The sequence below is a fragment of the Nonomuraea jabiensis genome, assembly GCF_014204795.1.
Classification (GTDB): Bacteria; Actinomycetota; Actinomycetes; order Streptosporangiales; family Streptosporangiaceae; genus Nonomuraea; species Nonomuraea jabiensis.
Genome location: NZ_JACHMB010000001.1, coordinates 118,657 through 142,927 on the forward strand (window position 1 = coordinate 118,657; position 24,271 = coordinate 142,927).

A 24,271-nucleotide genomic window follows, 5' to 3' on the forward strand; every position below is an offset into this window, starting at 1 on the left:
GGTGACAGGTCGCGCGACGCCCAGCCCGCGTAACGCCCAGCTCGCGCGACGACCAACCCGCGAGACGACCAGCCGGATGGTGGCGAGCCCAGTGGCGACGGGCCGGATGGTGGTGAGCCCCGTGGTTACGGCCGGATGGTGGCGAGCCGGGTTGTGAGGGCCGGGGGGTTGGCGGGTGAGGGCGCTGAAGGGGTCGTGGTTGGTCAGTCGATGCTGATGCGGGCCAGGGCGCCCGCCTCCAGAGCCACCCAGATCGCCCCGTCCGGCCCGACCGTCAGCCCGTGCGGCTCGGCCTTTCGCACCGTGCCATCGTCCCCCGACTGCGGTCCGGTGGGGAGCGGGTACGAGTCGATGGTGCCGTTGACGGTGATGCGGCCGACGCGGTCGGCGGCCCACTCGGTGAACCAGAGGGCACCGTCGGGACCCGTGACGATCGCGTGCGGTCGTGCGACCCGGTCGGCCAGAGGGTACTCGGTGATCTTGCCGGCGGTGTCGATCCGCCCCACCTGACCAGCGCCGATCTCCACGAACCAGAGCGCCCCGTCCGGCCCCAGCGTGATGCCCACCGGGGCGGCGCCCTCCGTGGGGAGCGGGTGAACGGTCACCTCACCCGCCGTCGAGATCCGCCCGATGGCGTTGCCCTGGTTGATCGTGAACCAGAGGGCGTCATCCGGCCCCGCCGTGATGAAAGCGGGCATGCCGCCCTCCACCGGCACCTCGAACTCCGTCCGCTCCCCATCGGGCCCGATGCGCCCGATCCGCCCGGTCTGCATCTGGGTGAACCACATCGCCCCGTCGGGCCCGGCGGCGATCCCGTACGGCGAGTCCGCCTCGTAGGAGGTCACCTGCCCGTCGGCGGTGATCCGGGAGACCCGGCCGCCTTGGCCCTCCGCGAACCACATCGCCCCATCCGGCCCCGGAGTGATCACAGTCGGCTGCCCGTCGGCCGGATCGAGCTGATGGATCACCGGCTTCTGACCCGGCACCATCCTGCCGACACGCCCTTCGTGGACGAGCGTGAACCAGAGCGCCCCGTCCGATCCGGTGGCGATGCCGTACGGCGCGCCCTCATCAATCCTGGTCAACATCTGCGGTCCTTCACTGGTCGATCCTGCGCTGCTCAACATATGCGTCCCCCTGCCATCGTGATCTCGGTCCCCCGGAAGCGCCGGATGAGGGCGCGGTCGTGCGACACCACGACGAGCCCGCCGCGGTAGTCGTCGAGTGCCTCCTCGATCTCCTCGGCCAGGACCGGCGACAGGTGGTTGGTCGGCTCGTCGAGCAGGAGGAGGTCGTACTCCTGCGCCAGCAGCCGAGCCAGCGCCAGTCTGCGCCGCTGCCCGACCGACAGCGTGCCCACCTTCTGGTCGAGGGTCCGGGGCTTGAAGAGGCCGGTGCCCAGCAGGGCTGCTCGCTGCTCGTCCGCATAGCCGTGGTTGTGGCGGTAGGCGTCCAGGACGGTCAGGTCGGGATCGAACGTGGCCTCCTGCGGCAGGTGGCCGACCCTTACCTGGGCGTGCTCGGCCAGGGCCTGGAGCAGCGTGGACTTGCCCGCGCCGTTGGCCCCGCGGACCAGCAGCCGGTCACCGGCTTCGATGGTCAGGAAGGGAACGTGCAACCGATCGCCGACCCGGACATCGCGCAGCTCCACGAGCACGCGAGCCTGGGCACGATCGTGTCCGCCCGCATGCCCGTGCCCGACCGCATGCCCGTGCCCGGCTGCATACCCGTGCCTGGGACGCTGGTGTCCGGGGCCGAGCTCACGTCCCGCATCAGGGGAACGTCGCACGTCAGGCGCATGTCCCGAAGCGGGCGCATCGCTGAGAGCGGGCGCGTATCCCGAAGCGAGCTGATGGCTCGGGGTGGGCTGATGGCTCGGAGTGGGCTCGCGGGTCGTATCAGGCGCGCCTTCTGTGCCGAGCTGGCGACCCGGGATCGGCTCCGGCGCTGCGTCGCAGGCGCGTTGTGTGCCGGGCTGGTGGCCCGGGCTGGGCTCGGGGGATCCGTTGGGTGTGTGGTCTGGGGGGCTGGGAGTGGGTGTGTTGGTGTTTGGGGTGGTGGGGAGGGTTGGGGTGGTGGTGAAGGTGCCGTGGAAGCGGAGTGGGGCCGGGGGCCGAGGGACGGGGGCGGCCTCCAGGCGGCGGAGGCGTTCGTGGGCGTTGCGGACCCGGCTGGCCACCGAGCTCTGCACCCGCCCCGCGTTGCGGTCGTAGGCCATCTTGTTGTTGTCGCGCATCAGCCGCCCCGCGGCCACCCGGTGGGCGGTCGTGGCCGCGTAGTCGCGTACCTGGCGCACTTCCTCGCACCACGCCGCGTACGACTGCTCCCAGCGGGCCCTGGCGGCGGCCTTGGCCGCCAGGAAGCCGGTGTAGCCGCCGCCGAAGCGGGTGATCGACCCGTGCTCGACCTCGAGCACGGCCGTGGCCACCCGGTCGAGGAAGACGCGGTCGTGGGAGACCACGACGACCGTGCCGCGGTGCTCGCGCAGCCGGGCTTCGAGCCAGGTCAGGGCCGACTCGTCGAGGTGGTTGGTCGGCTCGTCGAGCAGCAGCACCGCAGGCGCGGCGGCCAGGACGCAGGCCAGGCCGAGGCGGGCGCGCTCGCCGCCCGACAGGCTGGACAGGGGCCGGTCGCGGGCCACGTGGGACAGCCCCAGCCCGTGGAAGGCCTTGTCGACCCGCGCGTCCGCCTCGTAGCCGCCCCGCAGCTCGTACGCCGTCAGCAGCTCCCCGTACTCGGCCATGACGTCGTCGGTGAGCGCCGACTCCAGCTCGCGGATCCGGCGCTCCATGGCGCGCAGGCCGGCCAGCGCGGCGTCGACGGCCTGCTGGACCGTGTGGCCGGGCGGCAGGTCGAGCGTCTGGCGGAGGTAGCCGGTGTCGTCGGCCAGCGTCACCTCACCGTCGTCGGGCCGCTCGACCCCGGCCAGCAGCCGCAGCAGCGTGGACTTGCCCGAGCCGTTCTCGCCGACGACGCCCACGCGCTCGCCGGGCTTCACGGACATGGACACGTCAGCGAGGACGACCTGCTCGCCGTATGACTGGGAAACCCCTCGAAGGCTGATCAGAATGGAACTCCAATCGCAACTGATGTAGCTTTAGTGTGCCACGTGGGGGACGCTAAAGCAACTGGAGTAGTTTTTGGAGTCGAACAAGCGGCCGGGCGGGCGAAGCGCCCGGGTTCGGGATGCCGTACGGCAGGCCACTCTCGCCGAGCTCGCCGAGCACGGATACCGGGGCCTGACGGTGGAGAACGTGGCCGAACGGTCAGGAGTGCACAAGACGACCGTCTACCGGCGCTGGGGCAGCGTCGCGGGGCTGATCTCCGACGCCCTGGAGCTGGCCAGGGAGGAGCCGTGGCCCATTCCCGACACGGGCTCGATCGAAGGCGACCTGAGGGGCATCGTCCAGCTGGTGCGCAGCGGCTTCGACGACCCGGAGCTGGGGCCGGTGTCGTCGGCGTTCGTGGCGGCGGCCGTACAGGATCCCGACGCGGCGCGGGCGCTGCACGAGTTCTTCACGGCCCGGCACGAGCAGTCGGCCGAGGTGGTGCGGCGGGCGGTCGCACGCGGCGAGCTGCCTGACGTCGTGGATGTCAGGGAAGTGATCAGGGTGGCCGTCGCGCCTGTCTATTACCGGTTGTTCGTGGCGCATGAGCCGGTCACCGAGCGGGACGCCGATCGTGCCGCCGACGCGGCGCTAGCCGCCGCCCGTGCCGGTGTTCTCTAAGCCGCCCGCCCGTGCCGGCGTTTCTGAGCCGACCCTCATGGCGGCGTTCTCCGCGCCGCCGCCCGTGCCGGTGTTCTCCGAGCGACCCTCATGGCGGCGTTCTGCGAGCCGCGCGGCGGTCAGGGTTCCTTCTGGCCGCGTAGTTCGAAGTCGTCGAACGTCGTCTTCAGCAGCGACGTCTCGTCCTTGGGCGTACGCGCGAACAGCCCCACGGACCCGTTCCCGAGCCCGTTCGGATCCTCCACCTGGTGCACCCGCTGATCGTTCACCCACATCGTCAGCCGCACCGCCGACCCGACCTGCTCGCACGCCGCCACCAGCCGGGCCTTGCCGGGCAGCCCGCCCACCTGCACCGGCTGGGCCAGCGTCCCGCCCGATCCGTCCGCGATCCGCCGGATCCTGGCCTTCCCGGTCGTGTCGAGCGCGAACTCGTAGTACGTGTCGTCATCGTCGACGTTGTGGCAGTAGACGCCGTACTCACCGCTCCCGACCGATTTCTTGACCTCGGCGGTGACGGCCACGACCACGGACGAGGGCAGCATCGGCGTGGGTGTGGCCGACGGGTCGGGCGTGGTGCTCGGCGTGGCGATGAGGAAGGGTATGGGTGCCTTCGCCCACCGCTCCTCGGACCCCTTCTCCACGTCCAGCCCGTACGTCCCGTCCGTCCGGTAGCCGTAGCCGGCCGTCTCGTCCGGGTCGTAGACGCCGTTCCAGCCGCCGGAGGTCTGCGTGAAGTCCTCGCGGTACAGAACGCTCATGTCGGGCGGCCCGCTGGGACTGAACACCGCCCACGCGGCCACGGAGCCCGCCACGAGCACCGCCGCGCCCGCCGCCGCGACGCCCGCGATCAGCTTGGTGCGGTTGCCCTTGGACGTCTGCTGGACGGACGTGTACGGCGCCGTGGCCTGCTGCCAGGCCACCTGTACGGTCTGCGCCGCCTGCTCGGGCCCGGCCGACCGCCCGACGAGCTGGTCGAGCAGCTGCTGCGCGGTGGGCCGCGCGGCCGGGTCCTTCCGCAGCGCGGCTCCGACCAGCTCGCGCAGGCCCGGCTCGACGTCGCTGAGATCCGGCTCGGTGTTGAGCACCTGGTAGACGATCGAGGGCAGCGTGTCACCGCCGAAGGGCGCCCTGCCGCTGGCGGCGAACGCGACCAGGCACCCCCAGGAGAACACGTCGCAGGCCGGGGAGACGGGTTCGCCCCGCAGCACCTCGGGAGCCATGTAGCGGGGCGTGCCCACCAGCTCGCCGGTGCCCGTGACGCCTCCGAGCGTGTCGAGCGCCCGCGCGATGCCGAAGTCGATCACGCGCGGGCCGACGGGCGACAGCAGCACGTTCGACGGCTTGAGGTCGCGGTGCACCACGCCGGCGCCGTGGATGGCGGTCAGCGCGGTGGCCACGCTGACGGCCAGCGCGTCGAGGCTGGAGCCGCGCAGGGGGCCCGACTGGCGCACGGCGGCCTCGAGGTTCGGGCCGGGCACGTACTCGGTGACGACATAGAGCTGGTCGCCGTCGAGCGCGGCCTCGATCACCGCGGCCGTGCAGAACCTGCGCACCCTCTGGGCGGCGTCCGCCTCCCTGCGGAACCGCATGCGGAACTGCTCGTGCTGGGTCAGCTCCGGGTTGATCACTTTGACGGCGACCCGCTGCCCGGCCGGATCCTCGGCGAGATGGACCGTGCCCATGCCGCCCCGACCCAGCACGCTAAGCAACCTGTAGCGCCCGATGTGGGACGTTTCACCGCTCACGCCGCGCAAGCTTACCGACCCGCCGCACACCGCGCAGGGCCGAGCACGCCACGTGTACGCCACCTGGGAAGGCGGCCCCGGGTGGCATTCCCCCGCACGTACGGAGTTGACTGGACGCCATGCATGCCATCATCGTCTCCGCCCCTGGCGGTCCTGAGGTTCTCGAATACGCCGAGCGGCCCGATCCCGTCCCCGGCGAGGGGGAGATCGTGGTCGACGTCGCGGCCAGCGGCGTCAACTTCATCGACATCTACCACCGCTCCGGCGCGTACCCGCTCGACCTGCCCACCCCCATCGGCTCCGAGGGCGCGGGCACGGTCTCGGCCGTCGGTCCTGGAGTGCGGGAGGTGGCCGTGGGCGACACCGTGGCCTGGGCCAACGTCCTGGGCAGCTACGCCGAGAAGGCGGTGGTCCCGGCGGAGCGGGCGGTGCCGGTGCCCGACGGCGTCCCGGCCGACGTGGCCGCGGCGGCGATGCTGCAGGGGATGACCGCCCACTACCTCACCCACTCCACCCACGAGGTGCGGGAAGGCGACGAGGTGCTCGTCCACGCCGGAGCGGGCGGCATGGGGCAGCTGCTCGTCCAGCTGGCCAAGCTCAAGGGCGCCAAGGTCCACACCACCGTCTCCACCAGCGAGAAGGAGAAGCTGGCCAGACAGGCCGGCGCCGACGAGGTGCTGCGGTACGACGACTTCGCCGAGGCGCTGCGGAACAAGATCGACGTGGTGTACGACGGCGTCGGCAAGGCCACGTTCGAGGGCGGGCTCGAGGCGCTGCGCCCGCGCGGCCTCATGGCCCTGTACGGCGCCGCCAGCGGCCCGGTCCCGCCGATCGACCCCCAGATCCTCAACCGCAACGGCTCGCTCTTCCTGACCAGGCCCACGCTCGTCCACTACATAGCCGACCGCGAGGAGCTGCTGCGGCGCGCCTCCGACCTGTTCGGCTGGATCAGGTCGGGACAGCTCACCGTCAACGTCTCGCACCGCTACCCGCTGGCCGAGGCGCACCAGGCGCACGAGGACCTGGCGGCCCGCCGGACGACAGGGAAACTGCTCCTCATCCCCTGAGACGCCCGGCAACCGCCTCGCCGTCACCGGCCGAAGCCGGGGCTCGTGGGCCAGCCCAGCAGGCGGGCCCCGAGCACGGCGGTCTCCAGGGTGAAGCGCTGCGTCGGGTCGTCCGGCGAGAAGCCGGTCAGCCGGCGGATGCGTTCCAGCCGGTACGTGACCGCCCGCGGGCTGAGCCCCAGCCGCCGGGCCGCGGCGGTCTGGTTGCCGTGCGAGGCGAAGACGGCCTCCAGCGTCTCCAGCAGCGGCTCGTGCCCGCCCCGCGCCTCCAGCAGCGGGCTCAGCACGCTGGTCACGAGGTCCTCGATCGCGCCCCGGTCGCGCAGCAGCACGGGGAAGACGAGCAGGTCGGCCGCCTTGACCACGTCGGCCTTGAGCCGCAGCCCGTCGGCCAGCTCCAGGGCCTGCGCCGCCTCCCCGTAGGAGGCCACCACGCCGCCGGGGCCGCGCTGCGGGCGTCCGACCGCGACCCGCCAGCCGGGCGGGAAGCGGGCGCGTACGTGATGGGTGAACTCCCCCACCGCGGCCGGCAGCGTCGCCGGGGCCACGCACACCAGGAGCCCGTCGCGCACGGCCACGAGCACGTTGTGCGAGCCGAACCGGGCGATCAGGTCCCGCTCGATGCGGTCCTGGTCGCCGTCGCGCATGCCGCGGGCCACGGCCACGACGTACGACCCCGCCAGCCGCAGCCCGAAGTGCTCGGCCCGCTCCGCCAGCCGCTCGGCCCGCCCCTGGAGCAGGTCGTCCACGAACTCCCGCCACGCCTGCTCCTCCTCGCGGATGGCGGCGAGCTGTGCCCTCTCGTACCCCTCCATCAGCGCGGAGACCGCCCTGCGCAGCGCGGGCAGCGCTTCCGGCAGCCCCTCGCCGGCGGCGAGCGCGCCGTCCACCAGGGTCCGCAGCGGAACCCCCAGCCTGGCGGCGCGCCTGCCCGCGGCGCGGTAGGCGTCCAGCGCCTCGCGGGCGGGTAAGCGGCCGGTCGCGGCGTGCTCGGCCAGCACCTGCCGATGCCCGCTGAGCAGGTCGGCGAGCAGGTCGGCGGGCAGCTCGGAGATCGCCATCACACTCCTACGTCACGCCTGTCGAAGGAGAGCACCGCGGTGAGCGCGAGCACGACCGTCGCCCCCGCCAGCACAAGGTAGTCCCCGACCGGGAGCCCCTCATAGAGCGGCCGGCCCTCGGCGTAGTAGTGGAACGGCGAGATCCACTTCAGCCAGGCGATGGCGTCGATGTTCCGGCCGATCGTGACCACGACGAAGCCGGCCACCACCCACACGCCGACCACGGCGGAGGCGATCGCCCTGCGCCCGGTGGCCGCGCCGACGGCCAGTCCCATCGTCCCGAACAGCAGCCCGACCAGGAGCACCCCGAGGTGGGCGGCCAGGATCCGGTCGAACGGCACCCCCATCTCCACGGCCTGGCTGGTCGCCCACGTGGCGAGCAGCGTCACGGCGGCCAGCACGAGCATCGCCGCCGCCAGCGCGGCGAACCTGTCCAGCACCAGCCGCCGCCGGTCCACCGGCAGCGTGACGACCAGCTCCAGCGTGCCCGACTCCTCCGGCTGCGCGATCGCCCGGTTGGCCAGGAGCATCGCGAACACGATGAACAGCATGGGGACGAAGAGCTGGTAGACGACCGTCTGCAGGTAGCCGGTGCCGGAGGCGAAGTCCCCGAGGCCGCCCATCAGGTCCTTGAGCGGCCCCGGGAACTTGGCCGTGGCCATGGAGCCGTAGCTCTTGGGGTCCAGCCTGACGGTGGCGTACGCGCCCAGGTAGACGCCCATGAAGGCGCTGATGCCCAGGCACCAGGAGATGAGCGACCGCCGGTTGTCGCGCAGGCTCTTAGCGATCATGGTGTCGCTCCTCGTTCCCGTAGTAGGTCAGGAAGATCTCCTCCAGGTCCGGCTCCGCGCTCACCAGGTGCACCACGGTGAAGGCGGCCGCCGCCTTGATCAGCGCGTCCGGCCGGCCGTCGATCGTGCAGCGCACGCCGGCGCCCTCCACGCGCAGGTCGCGCACGCCGGGCAGGTTCTCGAACGCCGCTCGCGGCACGGGCGCGTCGAAGTGCAGCTCGACCCGGCGCACCGCCTTCTCGCGCAGCGCCGTCACGTCCTCCACGGCCACCAGGCGCCCGTCCCGGACGATTCCGACCCGGTCCGAGACGTTCTCCACCTCGGCGAGCACGTGCGAGGACATCAGCACGGTCCGCCCGGATTGGCGCACCTCCCGGACCATGGCCAGGAACTCCTGCTGCACCAGCGGATCCAGCCCGCCCGTCGGCTCGTCCAGGATGAGGAACTCCGGCTCGTGCATGAACGCCTGGATCAGCCCGACCTTCTGCTTGTTGCCCTTGGAGAGCTTGCGCATCTGCACCGACAGGTCGGCATCGAGGCGCTCGGCCAGGGCCTCGATGCGCGTGTCCGGCACGCCGCCGCGCATCCTGCCGAGGAAGCGCAGGTAGTCCCTGGCCCGTTCGCGGCCCTCCAGCGCCAGCTCGCCCGGCAGGTAGCCGATCCTGGAGCGGGTCGCGGCCTCGCGCGGGTCGGCGCCGAGGATCCGTACCGTGCCCCGGGTGGGCCTGATCACGTCGAGCAGCAACCGGAGCGTGGTCGTCTTGCCTGCGCCGTTCGGCCCGAGATACCCGAAGATCTCCCCCGGCTGGATCTCCAGCGTGAGATCTTCCAGGCCGCGGCGCCTGCCGTAATACTTGGTCAGCCCTTCGGCCTGCACCACTGCTGTCATGGCCGAATCGTCCCGCCGCGCGGGACCTCCGTCACCGGACGGGTCCGGCAGCGTGCGGATGGCTTTGCTTCCGGGACGCGGCAACGAGAGGGTGTGTTGCGTGGAAACGGCGTTCGTGCTCGGTGGCGGAGGCGTGCTCGGCGCGCACGAGGTGGGCATGCTGCAGGCGCTCGACGAGGCGGGCATCAGCCCCGACCTCGTGGTGGGCACGTCCGTGGGCGCCCTGAACGGGGTGGTCATCGCCGCCGCCCCGGCCGAGGCGGTGGAGCGGCTGACCACGCTGTGGCGCTCCGACGTCGTACGTACGGCCTTCGCCGGCTCGTGGGTGGCCCGGCTGTCCACCCTGGCCAAGACCGGCACCCATCTGCACCCGATCGGGCCGTTGCGCCAGGTTCTGAGCGGGACCGTGGGGGTTTCGCGGATCGAGGAGCTGGAGGTCCCCTTCCAGTGCGTGGCCGCCTCGGTCGAGCGGGCGGCGGCGCACTGGTTCACCGGCGGGCCGCTGGTCGACGCGGTGCTGGCCTCGTGCGCGGTGCCCGGGCTGCTGCCGCCCGTCGTGATCGGCGGCGAGCACTTCTACGACGGGGGGCTGGTGCACAGCATCCCGGTGGGGCGGGCCGTGCAGCTCGGCGCCAAGCGCGTCTACGTCCTGCACGTCGGGCGGATCGAACGGCCGCTGTCGCCGCCCAGGAGGTTCTGGGAGGTGGGCATGGTGGCGTTCGAGATCGCGCGCAGGCACCGGTTCGCCGAGGACATGGCCAGCCTGCCGCCCGGCGTGGAGGTGCACGTGCTGCCCGCCGGGATGACCGAGGCGCTCTCCCCGCTGCGCTACCGCGACATCTCGCAGATCTCCGCCTGCATCGAGCGGGCGTACGACGCTTCTTCCCGCTATTTGCGTAACAGAGGAGGATGAGGGTTAGACCCTTGCAGGGAGGCCGCCGTTGCTTCCACCTCGCATTCTCCGCCGGCTGGTGCTGGCTCCGCTGGTCATCGTGGTGACCGTGTTCATGGTGGTGACGCTGCCGTTCTGGCTCCTGGTCACGGCCGCGGCCTCGCTGCGGCTGCCGCCGCCGCGGCGCAGGGGGGCGAGGTTCGTCTGGTTCGCCACGGTCTGGCTGACGCTGGAGTCGGGCGTGCTGATCACGTGCCTGTGGCTGTGGGTGGCGGGCGGGGCCCGGCGCCAGGAGCGGCACTACGCGCTGATCACCTGGTTCCTGTCCAAGGTGCACGCGGCCGCCGTGCGGATCTTCCGGCTGACGCTGGAGATCCAGGAGCCCGACCTGACGGCCGAGGAGCAGTCCGCCAGGCTGACGCGACCGGTCATCGTGCTGTCGCGGCACGCGGGCCCCGGCGACTCCTTTTTGCTGATTTATTACCTTTTGGCGATCTATCGCCGGCAGCCGCGCATCGTCATGAAGGCCGCGCTCCAGTACGACCCCTCGGTGGACGTCGTGATCAACCGGCTGCCGAACGCGTTCGTGCCCCGCAAGTCCGGACAGAAGCGGATCATCGAGGAGATCCACCGCCTCGCCGCCACGATGGGCGACCAGGACGCCCTCGTGATCTTCCCCGAGGGCGGCAACTTCACCCCGCGCCGCCGCCGGCTCGCCATCCGGCGGCTGGAGGAGAAGGGGCTGGCGGAGGAGGCGGAGCGGGCGCGCGGCATGGACCACCTGCTCCCGCCCCGCCCGAACGGCGCCATCACCGCCATCGAGGCGTGCCCGACGGCGGACGTCATCTTCGTCGCGCACACCGGGCTCGACGACCTCATCACGCTCGCGGACGTCTGGCGCAAGCTCCCCTTCAACGCACAGATCACCGCGAAGTGGTGGCGGGTGCCCGCGGCCGAGATCCCGGCGGAGCGCGAGGACCGGATCCGGTGGCTGTACGACCACTGGGAGCAGATCGACGCCTGGATCGACGCCCAGCGCATGGCCCGGACGAGAGAAGCCCAGACAGGATGAGCGCAGGCTAGCTGAGCGGCGGCGCGCCCGGGGGCAGGACCGGGACGTCCGGCGGGCCGTGCTCGATGAGCCGGAGCAGCGCGTCCGTGTCGAGATGCCGCTCCACCAGGTCGCCGAGCGCGTCGAGCCGCTCCTCCCGGAGCGCGGCGAAGTCCGTGCCGGGGGCCGGCGCGAAGTCGCGTCCCGCCCGGGCGGCCACGTCGGACAGGAAGGCCCGGCGGAAGCCGTCGTTCTCCAGGGCGCCGTGCCAGGTGGTGCCCCAGACGTTGCCGGCCCGGCAGCCGTCGAGGAACGGCTCGCCGCCGTCGATCGAAGCCAGCCCGTGGTGGATCTCGTACGCGCGGACCGGCTGCCCGTACGCCGTGCCCTCGGGCCGCCCGAGCCGCTTCTCCTTCGCGAACTCGACGCGTACCGGCAGCCGCCCGAGCCCTTCGACCTTGCCCGCGCCCGACTCCACCTCGTCCACGATCTCCCGCCCGAGCATCTGGAACCCGCCGCAGATCCCCAGCACGGGCCCCGCGCGCTCGGTGATCGCCGCCGCCAGCCCGCGCTCCCGCAGCCACGCCAGGTCGCTCACCGTGGCCCTGGAGCCCGGCAGCACCACCAGGTCGGCGTCGTCCAGCTCGACCGGATCGGTCACGAAACGCACCACGACCCCCGGCTCGGCGGCCAGGGCATCCGCGTCGGTGAAGTTGGAGATCCTCGGCAGCCGCACGACGGCCACGCGGAGGGTCTGCCTGCCGTACGGGGCGCCTACCGCGACCTTCCGGCTGTCCAGGGCCAGCGAGTCTTCGACGTCCAGCCAGAGGCCGTCGAGCCAGGGCAGGACGCCGTACACCTCGCGCCCGGTCAGCCGCCTGAGCATGTCGAGGCCGGGCTCCAGGAGCTCCCGCGCGCCGCGGAACTTGTTGACGACAAACCCGGAAATATGCGATTGGTCGTCGGCGTCCAAGAGGCCCACCGTGCCGTAGAACGCGGCGAACACCCCTCCCCTGTCGATGTCGCCGACCACGACCACGGGCAGGTTCGCGGCCCTGGCCAGGCCCATGTTGGCGATGTCACCGCGGCGCAGGTTGATCTCGGCGGGGCTGCCCGCGCCCTCGCACACGACCACGTCGTACCGGCCCCTGAGCCTTTCGAGCGCCTCCAGCGCGGTGGCGCGCAGGAGGTCCTTGAGCGCGCCGTACTCCATCGCGTCCACGTCCGCCACCGGGTTGCCCATGAGGACGACCTGGCTGCGGCGGTCGGTGCCCGGTTTGAGGAGGATGGGGTTCATGTCCGCCGTCGGCTCCAGGTAGGCGGCCTGCGCCTGCGTCGCCTGGGCCCGGCCGATCTCGGCGCCTTGAGCGGTGACGTACGAGTTGAGCGACATGTTCTGCGCCTTGAAGGGCGCCACGCGCACGCCCCTGCGGGCCAGCCACCGGCAGATCCCCGCCGTCAGCACGCTCTTGCCCGCGTCGGACGTGGTTCCCGCGACCAGCAACCCCCCTCTGACCATGCGATCACCGTACAGGCCGCGCGTTAGGCTGGCCGCATGCCACCGGCCGACCTGCCCATCTGCCGCACCTGCGGCGTCCAGTACGCCGAGCCGCGCCCCGACTGCCCGATCTGCGAGGACGAACGCCAGTACGTCGGCTGGGACGGCCAGCGATGGACCACGCTGGCGGGCCTGGCGGCCGAGGGCCATCGCGGCCGGGTGGAGGAGGAGGGCCCGGGCGTGGTGGGCGTCGGCACCGCCCCGCCCACGGCGATCGGGCAGCGCGCGCTCCTGCTGCGCACGCCGGAGGGCAACGTGCTCTGGGACATGGTCTCCTACCTCGACGACGACCTGATCGCCGAGGTGCAGGAGCTGGGCGGGGTGTCGGCCATCGCCATCAGCCACCCCCACTTCTACGGCTCCATGATCGAATGGTCCCGGGCCTTCGACGCCCCGGTGTACATCCACGCCGCCGACAGGCGGTGGGTGGCCCGGCCGGACGACTCGGTCGTCTTCTGGGAAGGCGACACCCACCGGCTGTCGGAGGACCTCACCCTGATCAACGCGGGCGTGCACTTCGAGGGCGGCCAGGTGCTGCACTGGTCGTCCGAGCGTGCCCTGTTCTCGGGTGACATCCTCCAGGTCGTCCAGGACCGGCGCTGGGTGAGCTTCATGTACAGCTACCCCAACTACATCCCCGAACGTCCGCACGTCGTGCGCCGTGCCCTGGACCTGCTGGAGCCGTACGCGTTCGAGAGGGTTTACGGGGGTTGGTGGAAGCGCATCGTGTACGGGGACGGCGCGGAGGCCGTCCGCCGCTCAGCCGACCGCTACCTCTCCTTCGTCGCGGACGCCGAGAACGCCGAGGACGCCGAGGACAGGTAGCCGGCCGTTCACCCCTCGGGCCGCTGGTCCCGGGTCTCCTGGTCCCGGGCGGGCGGCTGCTTCGGGGCACCGCCGCCGTAGCGCTGCTGCACCGCGTCGGCGCCCTTCGAGATCTGGTCGTCGTATTTGTGGCCGGTCCGCTCCTTGGCGTAGCGCTCGGCGCGGTCCAGCAACTGGTCGGCCTGCTTGGAATGCCCCCTGGCCAGGTTCTCCGCCTTCTTCAGCCATTCCCCGATGCGGCTCATATACCTTCCCCGCTTTCTTCGGACTACGGGCGCCCCCTACCCCCGCATCCGGCACATTCACCCCCGCCGCCAGGCGGCGAGCAGCGGAACCACCGCCCACCAGCGCCGCGGTCGCCACGGCCCCGTTGCGCAGGATCGCGCCGAGCGACAGCCCGAGCAGCGTGGCCACCACGATCATGAGCGTGCCACCGGCGACCACCGTCCAGGCCCCGGCGGGCAGGAGCGACGGGTGGAACTCCGCGGCCAGGAACCGTCCGTAGAGATAGCCGGGAACCGCGATGAGCAGCGAGCCGGCGACCGCGGCCCCGCTCAGGACCACCGCCTTGGCCGCCCTGAGCACGGTCAGCCGCCACCCGGCGGTTGATCCAGCGGTACGTGAGCCCGGCGCCGCCGGTCCGCGGCCTGGACATCACGCCGCGTCCACCTGGTCATCGCCGCCTACGAGGCCCGGCTGGTCTGAGGCCGCCGGGAATGGCCTAGACTCCGGCAGATGTTCAGGGCCCCCGCCCGGCTGGCCTGGCTGGACGCCCTGCGGGGGCCCGCCGCGCTGGCCGTCACCATGCACCACGCCGGCTGGACCTTCGTCCCGGAGCTCTGGACGGAGGTGGACCGGCGGATCGACCTCGGCACCTGGGGCGTGTTCGTGTTCTTCCTGGTCAGCGGGTACATCATCCCCGCCTCCCTGGAACGGCGCGGCGACGTGCGCGCCTTCTGGACCGGGCGGGCCTTCCGCCTCCTCCCCCTGCTGGTCAGCGCCTGCGGCCTGGTGCTGCTCCTCGCCCTGGCAGGCGTGCTCCCTCTCGAACCCCAGCTCGCCGAGCGCCCCCTCCCCGTGGTCGCGCTCGGCAACCTGACCATGTTGCAGGAGCTGCTCAACCTGCCGGCCGTCATCAGCGTGACGTGGACGCTCTCGTACGAGATGGCGTTCTACCTGATCAGCGTCGCGCTGTTCCAGGTGCGGCAGGCCGGCAGGTCCGCGGAGATCGCCGTCGTCCTGGCGCTGGTGGCGGTGGGCCTGGGCCTGCTGGTCCCGCAGACGATGATCGGCGGCCGGGACGACGTGGCCGCCGTGCTGCTCCCCGCCGCGGTCGTGGCGGCCGTCGCGGTGACCGCCCTCGGGCACGGCCGGGTACGTACGGCCGCCGCGGTCGCGGGCGGTCTCCTCGGGCTCGGGCTGGTGATCCTGGGCAGCCGGGCCGGCACCTGGCAGGGCGTGATCATCTTGGCGACGATGTTCGCGGGGACGGCGGTGTACCGGGCCGAGCAGGGAGCCGTCCCCCGGCGTACGGCGGCCGTCGCGGTGGCGGTGGTGCTGGGCTGCGGGCTCTTCGCCAGGGACGAACCCAGCTGGGCGCCCGCGATCGCGCTGGCGTACGGGGCCTTCGGGCTGGCGTTCGCGCTGCGCCGCCGGGCGTTCCCGCGCTGGCTGGCGTGGCTCGGCGTGATCAGCTTCTCCGTCTACCTGCTGCACCCGATCCTGCTGCACGTGATCCCGGACCCGGTGCTGTACTTCCTGGCCCTGATCCCGCTCAGCGCCATGACCTACCGGCTGATCGAGGCCCCGGCCCAGCGCCTCGGCAAACGCCTGATCGCCGGCGGCGCGGAGCCTCGATGAGGGGGCTCACGGCTTGCGGCCGACTCCCCCGTACAACCATCGCGTGGCGGCGGGAGCCGGGTCGGCCGGGTCGGGGTGCCAGGCGTCGATGGTGACCAGGCCGGGGTCCACCAGGTCGAACCCTTCGAAGAAGCTCGCCACGTCGGCGTGCTCGCGGAAGTAGATCGGCGTCGGCGTGGCCGCGTACACCGTCTCGATCTGGGCGACCGCGTCGGCCGGGTGGCCGTCGACGGTGACGTGGGTAGCCGTCAGGTGGCTGCCGGACACCAGGGCGTGGCGCAGCTGGCCCATGACCGAGGCGCGTTCTTCGAGGGTGAGGAAGTGCACCATGGCGATCATCAGGACGCCGACCGGCTCGTTGAAGTCGATGAGCTTGACGGTCTCCGGGTGCCCGAGCACGTCGGCCGGGCGGCGCATGTCGGCGGCGGCCACGGTGGTGTGGTGGTCGGTCGCCAGGAGCGCGCGACCGTGTTGCAGCACGACCGGGTCGTTGTCGACGTACACCACCCGGGCGTCCGGGATGATCTGCTGGGCGATCTCGTGAGTGTTGCCCACGGTGGGCAGGCCGGAGCCGATGTCGATGAACTGCCGGATCCCCTGGCCGGCCATGTAGCGCACCGCGCGGCGCAGGAACGCCCGGTTCTCCTGCGCCAGCTGGCGGATCTCGGGCATGGCCTTCTCGACCCGCCGTACGGCGTCCCGGTCGACCTCGAAGTTGTCCTTGCCTCCGAGGTAGTAGTCGTACATACGGGCGACGCTTGGCCTGGTGACGTCGATCCCCAAAGCTCCGTCACCGCCTTGCTCCGGCATGCCACGGCCTCCATTCGTGATCATTCCGTACACAAGCTATCGCAATCCGCGAAGGAGGCTAGTCAGGTTTTGGTGTCAAACGTGGTGTTCTGCTCCCATCGTCGGGCCCGGCCGGGGCCGCCTGCGACGTTATTCAGCCGGAATTGCTCCCGTTACGGCCGAATGGCGTGATGGTGGATATCCGCGCGGCGAGCTCGGCCAGGTGGGTCTGCCACGAATCGGCGGCGGGGTCGGGCACGGCGACGATGACGTGGTCGATGCCCAGGGCGGCGAGTTCGGCGCAGCGCCGGACGCTCTGTTCGACGCTCTCGCCCTCGGGGATGCGCATGTGGAGGGTCTTCTCGATGTCCTCGTAGGGCCGGCCCAGGCGTTCGCAGTGGGCGCGCAGGACGCCGAGCTTGTGCCGGACGTCGGCGCCGTGCAGGAAGTTGCAGGCGTCGGCGTACTGGGCGACGAGGCGGAGGGTCTTCTTCTCGCCGCTGCCGCCGATGAGGATGGGCGGGTCGGCCTGCGGCGCGTTGAGCGTGCGCGCCAGGCTGTAATGCCGGCCCCGGTACGGCCCGTCCTGGTCGCTCCACATCTGCCTGGCGATCTGGAGGGTCTCCTCGAGCCGCTCGAACCGTTCGGCCAGCGGCGGGAAGGGCAGCCCGAGACCGCGGGCCTCGGGCTCGTACCAGCCGGCCCCGATGCCGAGGACGGCACGGCCGCCGGAGAGCGCGTCCAGGGTGCTGACCTGCTTGATCAGCAGGCCGGGCGCGCGGTAGACGGCGCCGGTCACGAGCGCGCCCAGGCTCACCCGGCTGGTGAGGGCGGCGGCGTACGACAGCGCGCCGTACGCCTCCAGCATCGGGTCCTCCGCGGAGCCGAAGTTGGGGATCTGGAAGAAGTGGTCCATCACCCAGAGGCTGCGCAGCCCCGCCCGGTCGGCGCCGCGGGCGACGGCGGCGAACTTGCCGGCGATCGCGGCGTCGCCGCCGGACCAGAGGAAGCGCGGGCAGGTCAGACCGAGGTCCATAGGGGAGCTCCTTGATGGGGCTGAGGGGAAGGCGCCCGTCCTGAATGCGGGCATGAAAAAACCCTCCCGCCCGGGGCTGTGCCCGAGGCCGAGAGGGCTCCGATAAGTGCATTATCTCACGGATGCGGAACACGTCCGCCTACTGACCCATGTGACCTGCGGAGATTTCCAGATAACGGAATCACCTCATTCCTACTTATCCTCCGCATAACCTCCTAGCCTGTTCCTCGCACTCAAAGGGGATCTTGTTCGACACCGGCGGCCGGCTGAGCACGCGAGGCTGTCGCACTCCCCTACGCAGCCCCGTCCGGACGAGACGGGCCCGTTCCCCCGGAGGATCAGTGAGACTACGGTCTCTGCTGGCGAGCGTTTCCATGCTCGCCACCACGATGACGGGCGCCTTGGCCGTCGCGTCGCCCGCCCAGGCGGCCGCGGACGATCCCGCCGTCGCCAAGAGCCTCGCCGCCGAGGTGAAGAGCGGCCGCAAGGTCCGCGCGATCATCGAGATCAAGGGCGGTGAGAGTCTCGCGGCCGTGGCCGACACCACTGAGAAGGCCTCGGGCAAGACCAAGGTCATCGACCGGACGAGCTCCAAGGAGTTCCTGGTCGCCTCCCTGGACCAGGCCACGCTCGACAAGCTCAGGACCGACGACCGGATCAAGTCCATCTACGAGGACGAGCTGAGCGCGCCCTCGCTCGACGTCAGCACCAAGCTGATCGGCTCCGACTGGGCCAACAAGACGGGCTGGACCGGCAAGGGCTCCACCGTCGCCATCGTCGACACCGGCATCGACCGCGACCACCCGTTCTTCGCCGGGCGGATCGTGAACGAGGCCTGCTTCTCCACCGTCGACAACGACCCGGCCCTCCAGGCCGAGTCGCTGTGCCCGAACGGCCTGCCGGTGCAGACCGGCCCCGGCGCGGCCGACGCCGAGACCCCCAAGTGCCTGGTCCAGGGTTCGAACAAGTGCGACCACGGCACCCACGTGGCCGGCATCGCGGCGGGCAAGAAGGCCGGGAACGCTCCATCCAACGGCGTCGCCCCCGAGGCGGGCATCCTGGCCGTCCAGGTCTTCACCCGCTTCAACGGCCCCATCTGCGGCGAGCTGGGCACCAGCGCCCCGTGCTTCCTCAGCTACACCTCCGACCAGAAGCTGGCCCTGCAGTACGTCGACAGCGTCCACGCCGCCTACAAGGTCGTGGCGGCCAACCTGAGCCTGGGCGGCGGCCCGAAGCAGACCAAGCACTGCGACGACGACCCCGACTACGGCGCCCTGAAGGACGAGATCGTCTGGCTGCAGCAGTTCGGCGTGGCCACGGTCGTCGCCTCCGGCAACAACGGCTTCACCGACGGCGTCTCCAGCCCGGCCTGCATCTCCCGGGCGGTCGCGGTCGGCGCCACCGATGACAACGACGCCGTGGCCTCGTTCGGCAACCGCGGCCCGCTGCTGGACTTCTTCGCGCCCGGCATGGGGATCAACTCCTCGGTGCCCGGCAACGGGTACGGCTCCAAGAACGGCACCTCGATGGCCGCCCCGCACGTCGCCGGCGCGCTGGCCGTGATGCGCCAGGCGTACCCGAACCTGTCCATGGACCAGCTGATCGACAAGCTCAAGGCCACCGGCAAGAACGTCACCTACAGCAGCGGCAGCACCTCGGTCACCACCAAGCGGATCGACGTCGCCAGGGCGATGCCGTGGACCCCGGACGCCACGCCGACCCCCACCCCCACGGCGACCCCGACCGCGACGCCCACGGTGACCCCCACCGTGACGCCCACGGGCACGCCCACCGCAACGAGGACGCCGACCCCGACCGCGGCGCCGACCCAGTCGCACCGCCCGACCGACCCCGGCACGGACGCCGAGCCGGTGCCGGTGCCCACCCCCGACGACTGCACGCGGGGCAGGGGCACCAAGCCGCTGAGCGCCAAGGCCTGGGCCAGGGAGATGCTGCGCGGGAAGGGCTCGCTGAGCGACCAGACGCTGTCGTGCTACCTCGCGATCGCGCAGAACGGCAGCAAGGTCTTCCCCGAGCTGACCGACGCCACCACGCTGTCGGCCGCGTACAAGGCCCTCGCCACCAAGAGCAAGGCCGCCAAGGCGCTGCTGGACCGTGAGCTGCTGGCCGCGTGGCTGAACTACGCGCACGGCGTCCACAACGGCTCGGCCAAGGTGTCCGGGAAGACGACGCTGAAGCAGGCGATCGCCGCCGCGGAGCGGCACCGCACCGGCCGGGCGAGCGCCGCCCAGTTGAAGAAGGCCGCCGTGTTCCTGTACAGACACGTCAACAAGTAAGGGGCCTGCGGGCAGCGGGGCGCCGGGGGTGAACCCTGTCGTACGCTCAACCCTGGGGAAGACCCTCGGCCTCGTCGAGACCCAGAGAGGCGGCGACACGATCATGCACGCTCCCGGCGTACCCCCCGCGCGCACCGACCGGCCGCGCGGAGTCGCCGTGCTGCGGCTGCGCGGGCACGACGTCGCCGAGTATGTCTGGGAGCCCGACCTGCCGCTGTCGGCGTCCCCGCGCCCCTACCTCCATCCCGTGCGCACGCTCGCCGGCGTCACCGTCACCGACGCGGCGCCCGACTCGCACCCCCACCAGTTCGGCATCAGCGTGGCCGCCCCCGACCTCGACGGGTGCAACTTCTGGGGCGGGCGCACCTTCGTCGCCGGCCACGGCCCGGCCTGGCTGGACAACCACGGCACCCAGCACCACCAGCGCTGGCTGCGCCGCACGAACACCGAGCTGCACCACACCCTCGAATGGGCCGACCCGCGCCAGGCGACGCTGCTGCGGGAGCAGCGCTCGATCACCTGCCGGCCGGTGGACGAGACCGCCTGGTCCCTGAGCGTGCACAGCCGGCTCACCAACGCCACCGACCGGCCGCTGCCGTGGCGCACCCCGGCGGCGCTGGGCCGGGTCGGTGCCGGCTACGGCGGCATCTTCTGGCGCGGCCCCGCCTTCGCCGGCGCCGCGCAGGTGCTCAGCCCGGACGGCGCCGACGTCCAGCGCGTCCACGGGCAGGCCGCCGACTGGGTCGCCGTCACCGGCCGCGACCGCGACGGCCACTCGTGGACAACGCTCTTCACCCACGCCGAGGAGTCCGGCGCGCGGGACAGGTGGTTCGTCCGTGCCCGCGACTACCTCGGGGTCTGCTCGTCGCCGGCCTGGGACGAGCCGCTCGTGCTGGCGCCCGGCGAGAGCATCGACCGGCAGGTCGTCACCGTGGTGATCGACGGTGCCGTCACCGCCGCCACGGCCGCCGAGCTCGCCGGCACCGCCCGGTCGGCCGCATGACCGCCCGCGTCCGGCCGAGCAGGCCCCGCCAGCCGGAAGAGCCCGTACGGCAGGAGAACCTGCGCACCCTCAACCTGGAGCTGGTCTTCCGCCACATCCTCGCCGCCGGGCGCCCCATCTCCCGCACCGAGCTCGCCTCCGTCACCGGGCTGACCCGCCCCACCATCACCCGCATCGCCGAGGAGCTCCTGGCCGGCAAGCTCATCACCGAGGCGGGCCTGTCGCACAACGGGCGCGCGGGCCGGCCCCGCGTCGGCCTGACGCTGTCCGAGAAGGGGCCGGCCGGGCTCGGGCTCGACATCCGCGCCGACGGCCTGGCGGCCTGCGTGGTCGATCTCACCGGCACCGTCCGGCATCTGGCCTTCACCCCCGCGACGTACTCCGGCTGGGGCGCTCCCGACGTGCTCGCCCAGCTGGCCCGCATGGCCCGGGCGGCCATCGACGCCACCGCCGCCGAAGACCTCACCGTCCTGACCGCCACCCTCGCCGTCCCCGGCCCGGTGCAGGCGGGCATCGTGCAGTCCGCGCCCGAGCTGGGCTGGCGCGACGTCGACGCCCAGGCGTTGCTGCGCGACGCCCTCCATCCCCTCGACCTGCCGATCACGGTGGACAACGAGGCCAACCTGGCCGCCCTGGGCGAGCTCTACGCCAGCGACAACACCCTCGACAGCTTCGTGTACGTCTCCGGCGGGCTGGGCATCGGCGCCGGCATCGTCCTGGACGGGCAGCTCATGCGCGGCGCCCGGGGCTGGAGCGGCGAGCTCGGGCACGTGACGGTCTACCCCGACGGCGACGCCTGCCCGTGCGGCTCGCGCGGCTGCCTGCAGGCGTACGCCAGCCTGTCCGCCGTCCTCGGCGACGAGCCCGCGCCGGCCGGCATTACTCCCGACGCCGCCGCCACCGGCCGGGCCGAGGCGGGTCACCCCGCCACCATCGCCGCGCTGGAGGCGGCCGGCACCGCGCTGGGCATCGCGCTGGCCGACATGCTCAACATCCTCGACATCGACACCGTGCTGCTGGGCGGCAGCTTCTCCCTCCTGGCGTCCTGGCTCACCGCCAACGCCAGGGCCGAGATCGACCGGCGCGTCCTGACCGCCGCCTGGGCGCCCATCACGCTCCGGCCCGCCCTGCTGGGCCCGGACGCCGCCGTCATCGGCGCCGCGCTGACCTCCATCGACCAGATCCGCCGGCATCCGACCACCTGGCTCGCCCGCCGGCAGAGCCAGGTCACCTCGGCCTGAGGGTCTTCCCGGCGGGGCCGCCGGGAAGACCCGCGCCCGTCAGCGGGCGTGCAGGCGCCAGGGCAGGCGGACGGTGATGAACTCGTCGTTGTCCGGCTGGCCCGGCGTGCGTCCCGACGAGAACGGGAAGTTGTTGTCGTTGAGGATCCCGAGCGTACGGTCGTCCAGGATGACGACGTCCTCGATGGTCTGGAACGGGAAGCGGAACGTCTCGCCGAACCCGCCGAGCCCCTTGGGGTTGGCCAGGTTCAGCAGGTCGGCGGCCAGGGTCTTGTCCATGGCGCCGTCGCGGTCGCGGTCGCGGTTGTCGGCCAGGTAGACGCGCTTGAGCGCGGCCGCGTCGCCCTGGTTGTTGTCCCGCTCGATGATCAGGAAGCGGTGCTCGTCCACCGCGATGGCGTCGCCGATCGCGTTGGCGGGGCTGTCCAGCCGGTACGTCCACCGCTTGCCGGTGTAGACGCGCTTGCGCACGTCGAACTCGTTCATCCGCAGCGTGCCCGCCGGATCGCCGCTGACCGTGCCCTCCAGCAGCGGATACAGCCACCGCCCGTCCGCGGAGCGGGCCATGCCCTCGAAGCCCTTGCTGCCGGCCAGGTTGGGGGTCGCGCCGTTCAGCGTCGGGTTCTCGGGCGCCTTGACGCCCGGCAGCTCGATCGGCGCCTCCAGCAGCGTGCCCCGCGCGGAGAAGTGCAGCAGGAACGGGCCGAACTCGTCGCCGATCCAGTACGTGCCGTCATCGGCCCGCACGATCGACTCCACGTCGAAGTCGGCGCCGGTGAGCTTGCGGTCGGCCCTGGTCAGCGGCCAGGGCACCCGGCCGCGCGGGTCGGACAGGTTGAACCCGCCGAGCACGTCCACGGTGCCCGCGCGGAAGTCCGGCTTGATGCGGTGGACGCGCAGGAGGAAGTCGGCGCTGTTGGCCTTGTTCCCGTACCCGTTGTCGGACAGCACGTCGAAGGAGCCGTCGCCGCGCCGGACGATGCCGCTGAACCCCTGGACCGGCTGGCCGGCGAAGGGCGGGGTCACCCCGTTGATCGGAGCCGTACCGATCTGGGAGCCGGACGGCTCGCTGCCGGGCACGAAGGTCTGCGCGGGGAGCGAGGCGAACCCGGTCAGCGTGGCCCGGGCCGCGCCGTCCGGCGTGGCGGCAGCGGTGGCGTAGGACGCGGGACCGGTCGCGGCGATGCTCGCGGCCAGCGCGGCGGCGCCTACCGCCAGGGAGATGCGTTTCATGCCCGGCACGGTAGAGGGTGCAAATGACGCGTTTCCTAACAAAACGTGCATGCCGCGTTCATCTATAGCGGCAGGGGGATGCGGTCGAAGAACCAGTACAGGCTGACCGCCACGATGGGGACCGTGATCGCGGCCACCGCCCAGCGGGCCGCGGGCGTGCGGCGCAGCAGCGCCAGCAGCGGGAAGAGCACGGCGACGAGCACGAGCTGGGTCACCTCGATGCCGACGTTGAAGCTCAGGAGCGACAGGAGCAGCCCCCAGGACCCGCTCTCCTTGATGTCCAGCGCGCCCGCGAAGCCCAGCCCGTGGATCAGGCCGAAGGCGAAGACGATCGGCAGCCGCCAGCGGCCCAGCTTGTCCTCGTCGCGGCCCAGGAGGTTGGCGACCGCCACGACGATGATCGACACCGCGATGACCGGCTCGACGATCGCTCCCGGAACGTCCACGATCCCCATCGCCGCCAGCAGGAACGTGATGCTGTGGGCGACGGTGAAGGCGGAGGCCGTGACGACCACGTCGCGCAGGCGGCGGGCCCCGATGACCAGGGCCACCAGGAAGAAGATGTGGTCGAGGCCGAACAGCAGGTGCTCGGCGCCGAGCACGAAGAACTCCCCTATCTGGCTCGACGCCTGGTGTTCGCCGACCTTCACCGTCGGCGCCGTGGCCTCCAGCACGGCGGAGCCGCTCTCGCCGTCGAGCTCGTAGCGGACCATCGTCTTCGTGCTGTGGACGAAGCTCTCGGCGTCGGGGAACAGGGCGCTGGAGATCTCGTGCGCTCCCCCGCTCTCGCCCTGGCAGGCGTAGGCGTAGGTGAGCACGGCGAAGGCCGCCTTGCCGCGGACGCGTATGTCCGCGTCGCCGACCTGGGTGGGCGTGCAGGGCCTGCCGGCGTACGACACGGCGAAGCGGCGCGTGACATAGTCGGTCACGGCGTCGCGGTTGATCTTGAGCTGCCGGAGCTGCTCGGTCCGCTCCTTCGCGTCGTAGGCCTCGGCGTAGAGCCAGGCCGACTTCATGAGCAGGTCGTATTCGAGGTCGAGCACGGCCTTGGCGTCCAGGCCCGAGCCGGTCACCTCGGCGTGGGCGGTCGTGGTCGCGTCGTGCGCCGCCGCCGGGGCGGGACGCGCCAGGTCGGCCAGCACACCGCCGAGGACCAGGGCGAGGACGACCGCGGCCAGCCAGCGCATGCGGGGCATGTCTCGTCT

The 24,271-nt window shown here is 72.0% G+C and carries 21 protein-coding genes; 9 read left to right on the forward strand and 12 right to left on the reverse strand.

The features are described 5' to 3' along the window. Nucleotides 1–203: 203 nt before the first annotated feature. Both HD596_RS00550 and HD596_RS63465 read right to left on the reverse strand, forming a co-directional pair. Nucleotides 204–1,088 carry a Vgb family protein gene (locus tag HD596_RS00550; RefSeq protein ID WP_185067355.1) on the reverse strand — a complete coding sequence of 295 codons (885 nt, stop codon included), beginning with the start codon at nucleotides 1,086–1,088 and terminating at the stop codon, nucleotides 204–206. 32 nt (nucleotides 1,089–1,120) lie between these two features. Next, nucleotides 1,121–3,010, reverse strand: coding sequence for an ATP-binding cassette domain-containing protein (locus HD596_RS63465; protein ID WP_313042099.1), 1,890 nt, complete (start codon nucleotides 3,008–3,010; stop codon nucleotides 1,121–1,123). Between the two features lie 130 nt (nucleotides 3,011–3,140). Here HD596_RS63465 and HD596_RS00560 point away from each other — a divergent pair, with 130 nt between their 5' ends. After that, nucleotides 3,141–3,728: a TetR/AcrR family transcriptional regulator gene (locus HD596_RS00560; protein WP_185067356.1), complete on the forward strand. Its 588-nt coding sequence runs from the start codon at nucleotides 3,141–3,143 to the stop codon at nucleotides 3,726–3,728. A gap of 119 nt (nucleotides 3,729–3,847) precedes the next feature. On the opposite strand, the gene HD596_RS00565 is transcribed toward HD596_RS00560, so the two are convergent. Beyond that, complete coding sequence (locus tag HD596_RS00565) at nucleotides 3,848–5,503, reverse strand: serine/threonine-protein kinase (RefSeq protein ID WP_313047504.1); 1,656 nt, start codon at nucleotides 5,501–5,503, stop codon at nucleotides 3,848–3,850. Nucleotides 5,504–5,592: 89 nt separating this feature from the next. Here HD596_RS00565 and HD596_RS00570 point away from each other — a divergent pair, with 89 nt between their 5' ends. Beyond that, nucleotides 5,593–6,540, forward strand: coding sequence for a quinone oxidoreductase family protein (locus HD596_RS00570; protein WP_185067357.1), 948 nt, complete (start codon nucleotides 5,593–5,595; stop codon nucleotides 6,538–6,540). Between the two features lie 23 nt (nucleotides 6,541–6,563). Here HD596_RS00570 and HD596_RS00575 read toward each other — a convergent pair whose 3' ends face one another. The 3 genes from HD596_RS00575 to HD596_RS00585 are packed head-to-tail and all read right to left on the reverse strand — an operon-like array spanning nucleotide 6,564 to nucleotide 9,281. Further along, complete coding sequence (locus HD596_RS00575) at nucleotides 6,564–7,601, reverse strand: PucR family transcriptional regulator (protein ID WP_185067358.1); 1,038 nt, start codon at nucleotides 7,599–7,601, stop codon at nucleotides 6,564–6,566. Beyond that, entirely contained in the window at nucleotides 7,601–8,392 is a 792-nt protein-coding gene (locus HD596_RS00580; RefSeq protein WP_185067359.1) for a DUF2705 family protein, read from the reverse strand. The genes HD596_RS00575 and HD596_RS00580 overlap by 1 nt, the downstream gene beginning before the upstream one ends. Next, nucleotides 8,382–9,281, reverse strand: coding sequence for an ABC transporter ATP-binding protein (locus HD596_RS00585; RefSeq protein WP_185067360.1), 900 nt, complete (start codon nucleotides 9,279–9,281; stop codon nucleotides 8,382–8,384). The genes HD596_RS00580 and HD596_RS00585 overlap by 11 nt, the downstream gene beginning before the upstream one ends. Before the next feature lie 100 nt (nucleotides 9,282–9,381). Between HD596_RS00585 and HD596_RS00590 the strand changes: the two genes are divergently transcribed. Both HD596_RS00590 and HD596_RS00595 read left to right on the forward strand, forming a co-directional pair. Next, nucleotides 9,382–10,194 carry a patatin-like phospholipase family protein gene (locus HD596_RS00590; protein ID WP_313042107.1) on the forward strand — a complete coding sequence of 271 codons (813 nt, stop codon included), beginning with the start codon at nucleotides 9,382–9,384 and terminating at the stop codon, nucleotides 10,192–10,194. Nucleotides 10,195–10,222: 28 nt separating this feature from the next. Further along, complete coding sequence (locus HD596_RS00595; protein ID WP_185067362.1) at nucleotides 10,223–11,245, forward strand: 1-acyl-sn-glycerol-3-phosphate acyltransferase; 1,023 nt, start codon at nucleotides 10,223–10,225, stop codon at nucleotides 11,243–11,245. Between the two features lie 7 nt (nucleotides 11,246–11,252). Here the strand turns inward: HD596_RS00595 and HD596_RS00600 are convergent, their stop codons facing one another. Then, entirely contained in the window at nucleotides 11,253–12,743 is a 1,491-nt protein-coding gene (locus HD596_RS00600; RefSeq protein WP_185067363.1) for a cobyric acid synthase, read from the reverse strand. A gap of 36 nt (nucleotides 12,744–12,779) precedes the next feature. On the opposite strand from HD596_RS00600, the gene HD596_RS00605 reads away from it, so the two are divergent. Then, complete coding sequence (locus HD596_RS00605) at nucleotides 12,780–13,607, forward strand: MBL fold metallo-hydrolase (RefSeq protein WP_185067364.1); 828 nt, start codon at nucleotides 12,780–12,782, stop codon at nucleotides 13,605–13,607. Between the two features lie 8 nt (nucleotides 13,608–13,615). Here the strand turns inward: HD596_RS00605 and HD596_RS00610 are convergent, their stop codons facing one another. Further along, a complete protein-coding gene (locus tag HD596_RS00610) occupies nucleotides 13,616–13,852 on the reverse strand; it encodes an antitoxin (RefSeq protein WP_185067365.1) in 237 nt (78 codons plus the stop codon). Between the two features lie 490 nt (nucleotides 13,853–14,342). Here HD596_RS00610 and HD596_RS00615 point away from each other — a divergent pair, with 490 nt between their 5' ends. Further along, nucleotides 14,343–15,467, forward strand: coding sequence for an acyltransferase family protein (locus HD596_RS00615; protein WP_185067366.1), 1,125 nt, complete (start codon nucleotides 14,343–14,345; stop codon nucleotides 15,465–15,467). Between the two features lie 6 nt (nucleotides 15,468–15,473). On the opposite strand, the gene HD596_RS00620 is transcribed toward HD596_RS00615, so the two are convergent. Together HD596_RS00620 and HD596_RS00625 are read right to left on the reverse strand one after the other, a co-directional pair. Next, nucleotides 15,474–16,277, reverse strand: coding sequence for an SAM-dependent methyltransferase (locus HD596_RS00620; protein ID WP_185067367.1), 804 nt, complete (start codon nucleotides 16,275–16,277; stop codon nucleotides 15,474–15,476). Between the two features lie 133 nt (nucleotides 16,278–16,410). Then, a complete protein-coding gene (locus tag HD596_RS00625; RefSeq protein WP_185067368.1) occupies nucleotides 16,411–17,292 on the reverse strand; it encodes an LLM class F420-dependent oxidoreductase in 882 nt (293 codons plus the stop codon). 341 nt (nucleotides 17,293–17,633) lie between these two features. Here HD596_RS00625 and HD596_RS00630 point away from each other — a divergent pair, with 341 nt between their 5' ends. From HD596_RS00630 to HD596_RS00640, 3 genes are read left to right on the forward strand one after another with little or no spacing between them, the layout of a single operon-like run. Beyond that, entirely contained in the window at nucleotides 17,634–19,589 is a 1,956-nt protein-coding gene (locus HD596_RS00630) for a S8 family peptidase (RefSeq protein ID WP_185067369.1), read from the forward strand. 28 nt (nucleotides 19,590–19,617) lie between these two features. Next, on the forward strand, nucleotides 19,618–20,592 hold the full coding sequence (locus HD596_RS00635; RefSeq protein ID WP_185067370.1) for a DUF6807 domain-containing protein: 975 nt from the start codon (nucleotides 19,618–19,620) through the stop codon (nucleotides 20,590–20,592). Next, on the forward strand, nucleotides 20,589–21,833 hold the full coding sequence (locus tag HD596_RS00640; RefSeq protein ID WP_185067371.1) for an ROK family transcriptional regulator: 1,245 nt from the start codon (nucleotides 20,589–20,591) through the stop codon (nucleotides 21,831–21,833). Before HD596_RS00635 ends, HD596_RS00640 begins: the two co-directional genes overlap by 4 nt. A 39-nt stretch (nucleotides 21,834–21,872) precedes the next feature. Here the strand turns inward: HD596_RS00640 and HD596_RS00645 are convergent, their stop codons facing one another. Next, nucleotides 21,873–23,066 (reverse strand): esterase-like activity of phytase family protein, encoded by a 1,194-nt coding sequence (locus HD596_RS00645; protein ID WP_185067372.1) that lies wholly within the window; start codon nucleotides 23,064–23,066, stop codon nucleotides 21,873–21,875. 62 nt (nucleotides 23,067–23,128) lie between these two features. After that, entirely contained in the window at nucleotides 23,129–24,262 is a 1,134-nt protein-coding gene (locus HD596_RS00650) for a HupE/UreJ family protein (protein ID WP_185067373.1), read from the reverse strand. Nucleotides 24,263–24,271 lie beyond the last annotated feature (9 nt).

Coding starts and splice junctions, on each gene's coding strand:
- HD596_RS00585 (WP_185067360.1), bottom strand. CDS start 9,281: ATGACAGCAGTGGTGCAGGCCGAAGGGCTGACCAAGTATTACGGCAGG.
- HD596_RS00600 (WP_185067363.1), bottom strand. CDS start 12,743: ATGGTCAGAGGGGGGTTGCTGGTCGCGGGAACCACGTCCGACGCGGGC.
- HD596_RS00625 (WP_185067368.1), bottom strand. CDS start 17,292: ATGGACCTCGGTCTGACCTGCCCGCGCTTCCTCTGGTCCGGCGGCGAC.
- HD596_RS00605 (WP_185067364.1), top strand. CDS start 12,780: ATGCCACCGGCCGACCTGCCCATCTGCCGCACCTGCGGCGTCCAGTAC.
- HD596_RS00645 (WP_185067372.1), bottom strand. CDS start 23,066: ATGAAACGCATCTCCCTGGCGGTAGGCGCCGCCGCGCTGGCCGCGAGC.
- HD596_RS00650 (WP_185067373.1), bottom strand. CDS start 24,262: ATGCCCCGCATGCGCTGGCTGGCCGCGGTCGTCCTCGCCCTGGTCCTC.
- HD596_RS00610 (WP_185067365.1), bottom strand. CDS start 13,852: ATGAGCCGCATCGGGGAATGGCTGAAGAAGGCGGAGAACCTGGCCAGG.
- HD596_RS00620 (WP_185067367.1), bottom strand. CDS start 16,277: ATGCCGGAGCAAGGCGGTGACGGAGCTTTGGGGATCGACGTCACCAGG.
- HD596_RS00575 (WP_185067358.1), bottom strand. CDS start 7,601: ATGGCGATCTCCGAGCTGCCCGCCGACCTGCTCGCCGACCTGCTCAGC.
- HD596_RS00550 (WP_185067355.1), bottom strand. CDS start 1,088: ATGTTGACCAGGATTGATGAGGGCGCGCCGTACGGCATCGCCACCGGA.
- HD596_RS00615 (WP_185067366.1), top strand. CDS start 14,343: ATGTTCAGGGCCCCCGCCCGGCTGGCCTGGCTGGACGCCCTGCGGGGG.
- HD596_RS00640 (WP_185067371.1), top strand. CDS start 20,589: ATGACCGCCCGCGTCCGGCCGAGCAGGCCCCGCCAGCCGGAAGAGCCC.
- HD596_RS00570 (WP_185067357.1), top strand. CDS start 5,593: ATGCATGCCATCATCGTCTCCGCCCCTGGCGGTCCTGAGGTTCTCGAA.
- HD596_RS00580 (WP_185067359.1), bottom strand. CDS start 8,392: ATGATCGCTAAGAGCCTGCGCGACAACCGGCGGTCGCTCATCTCCTGG.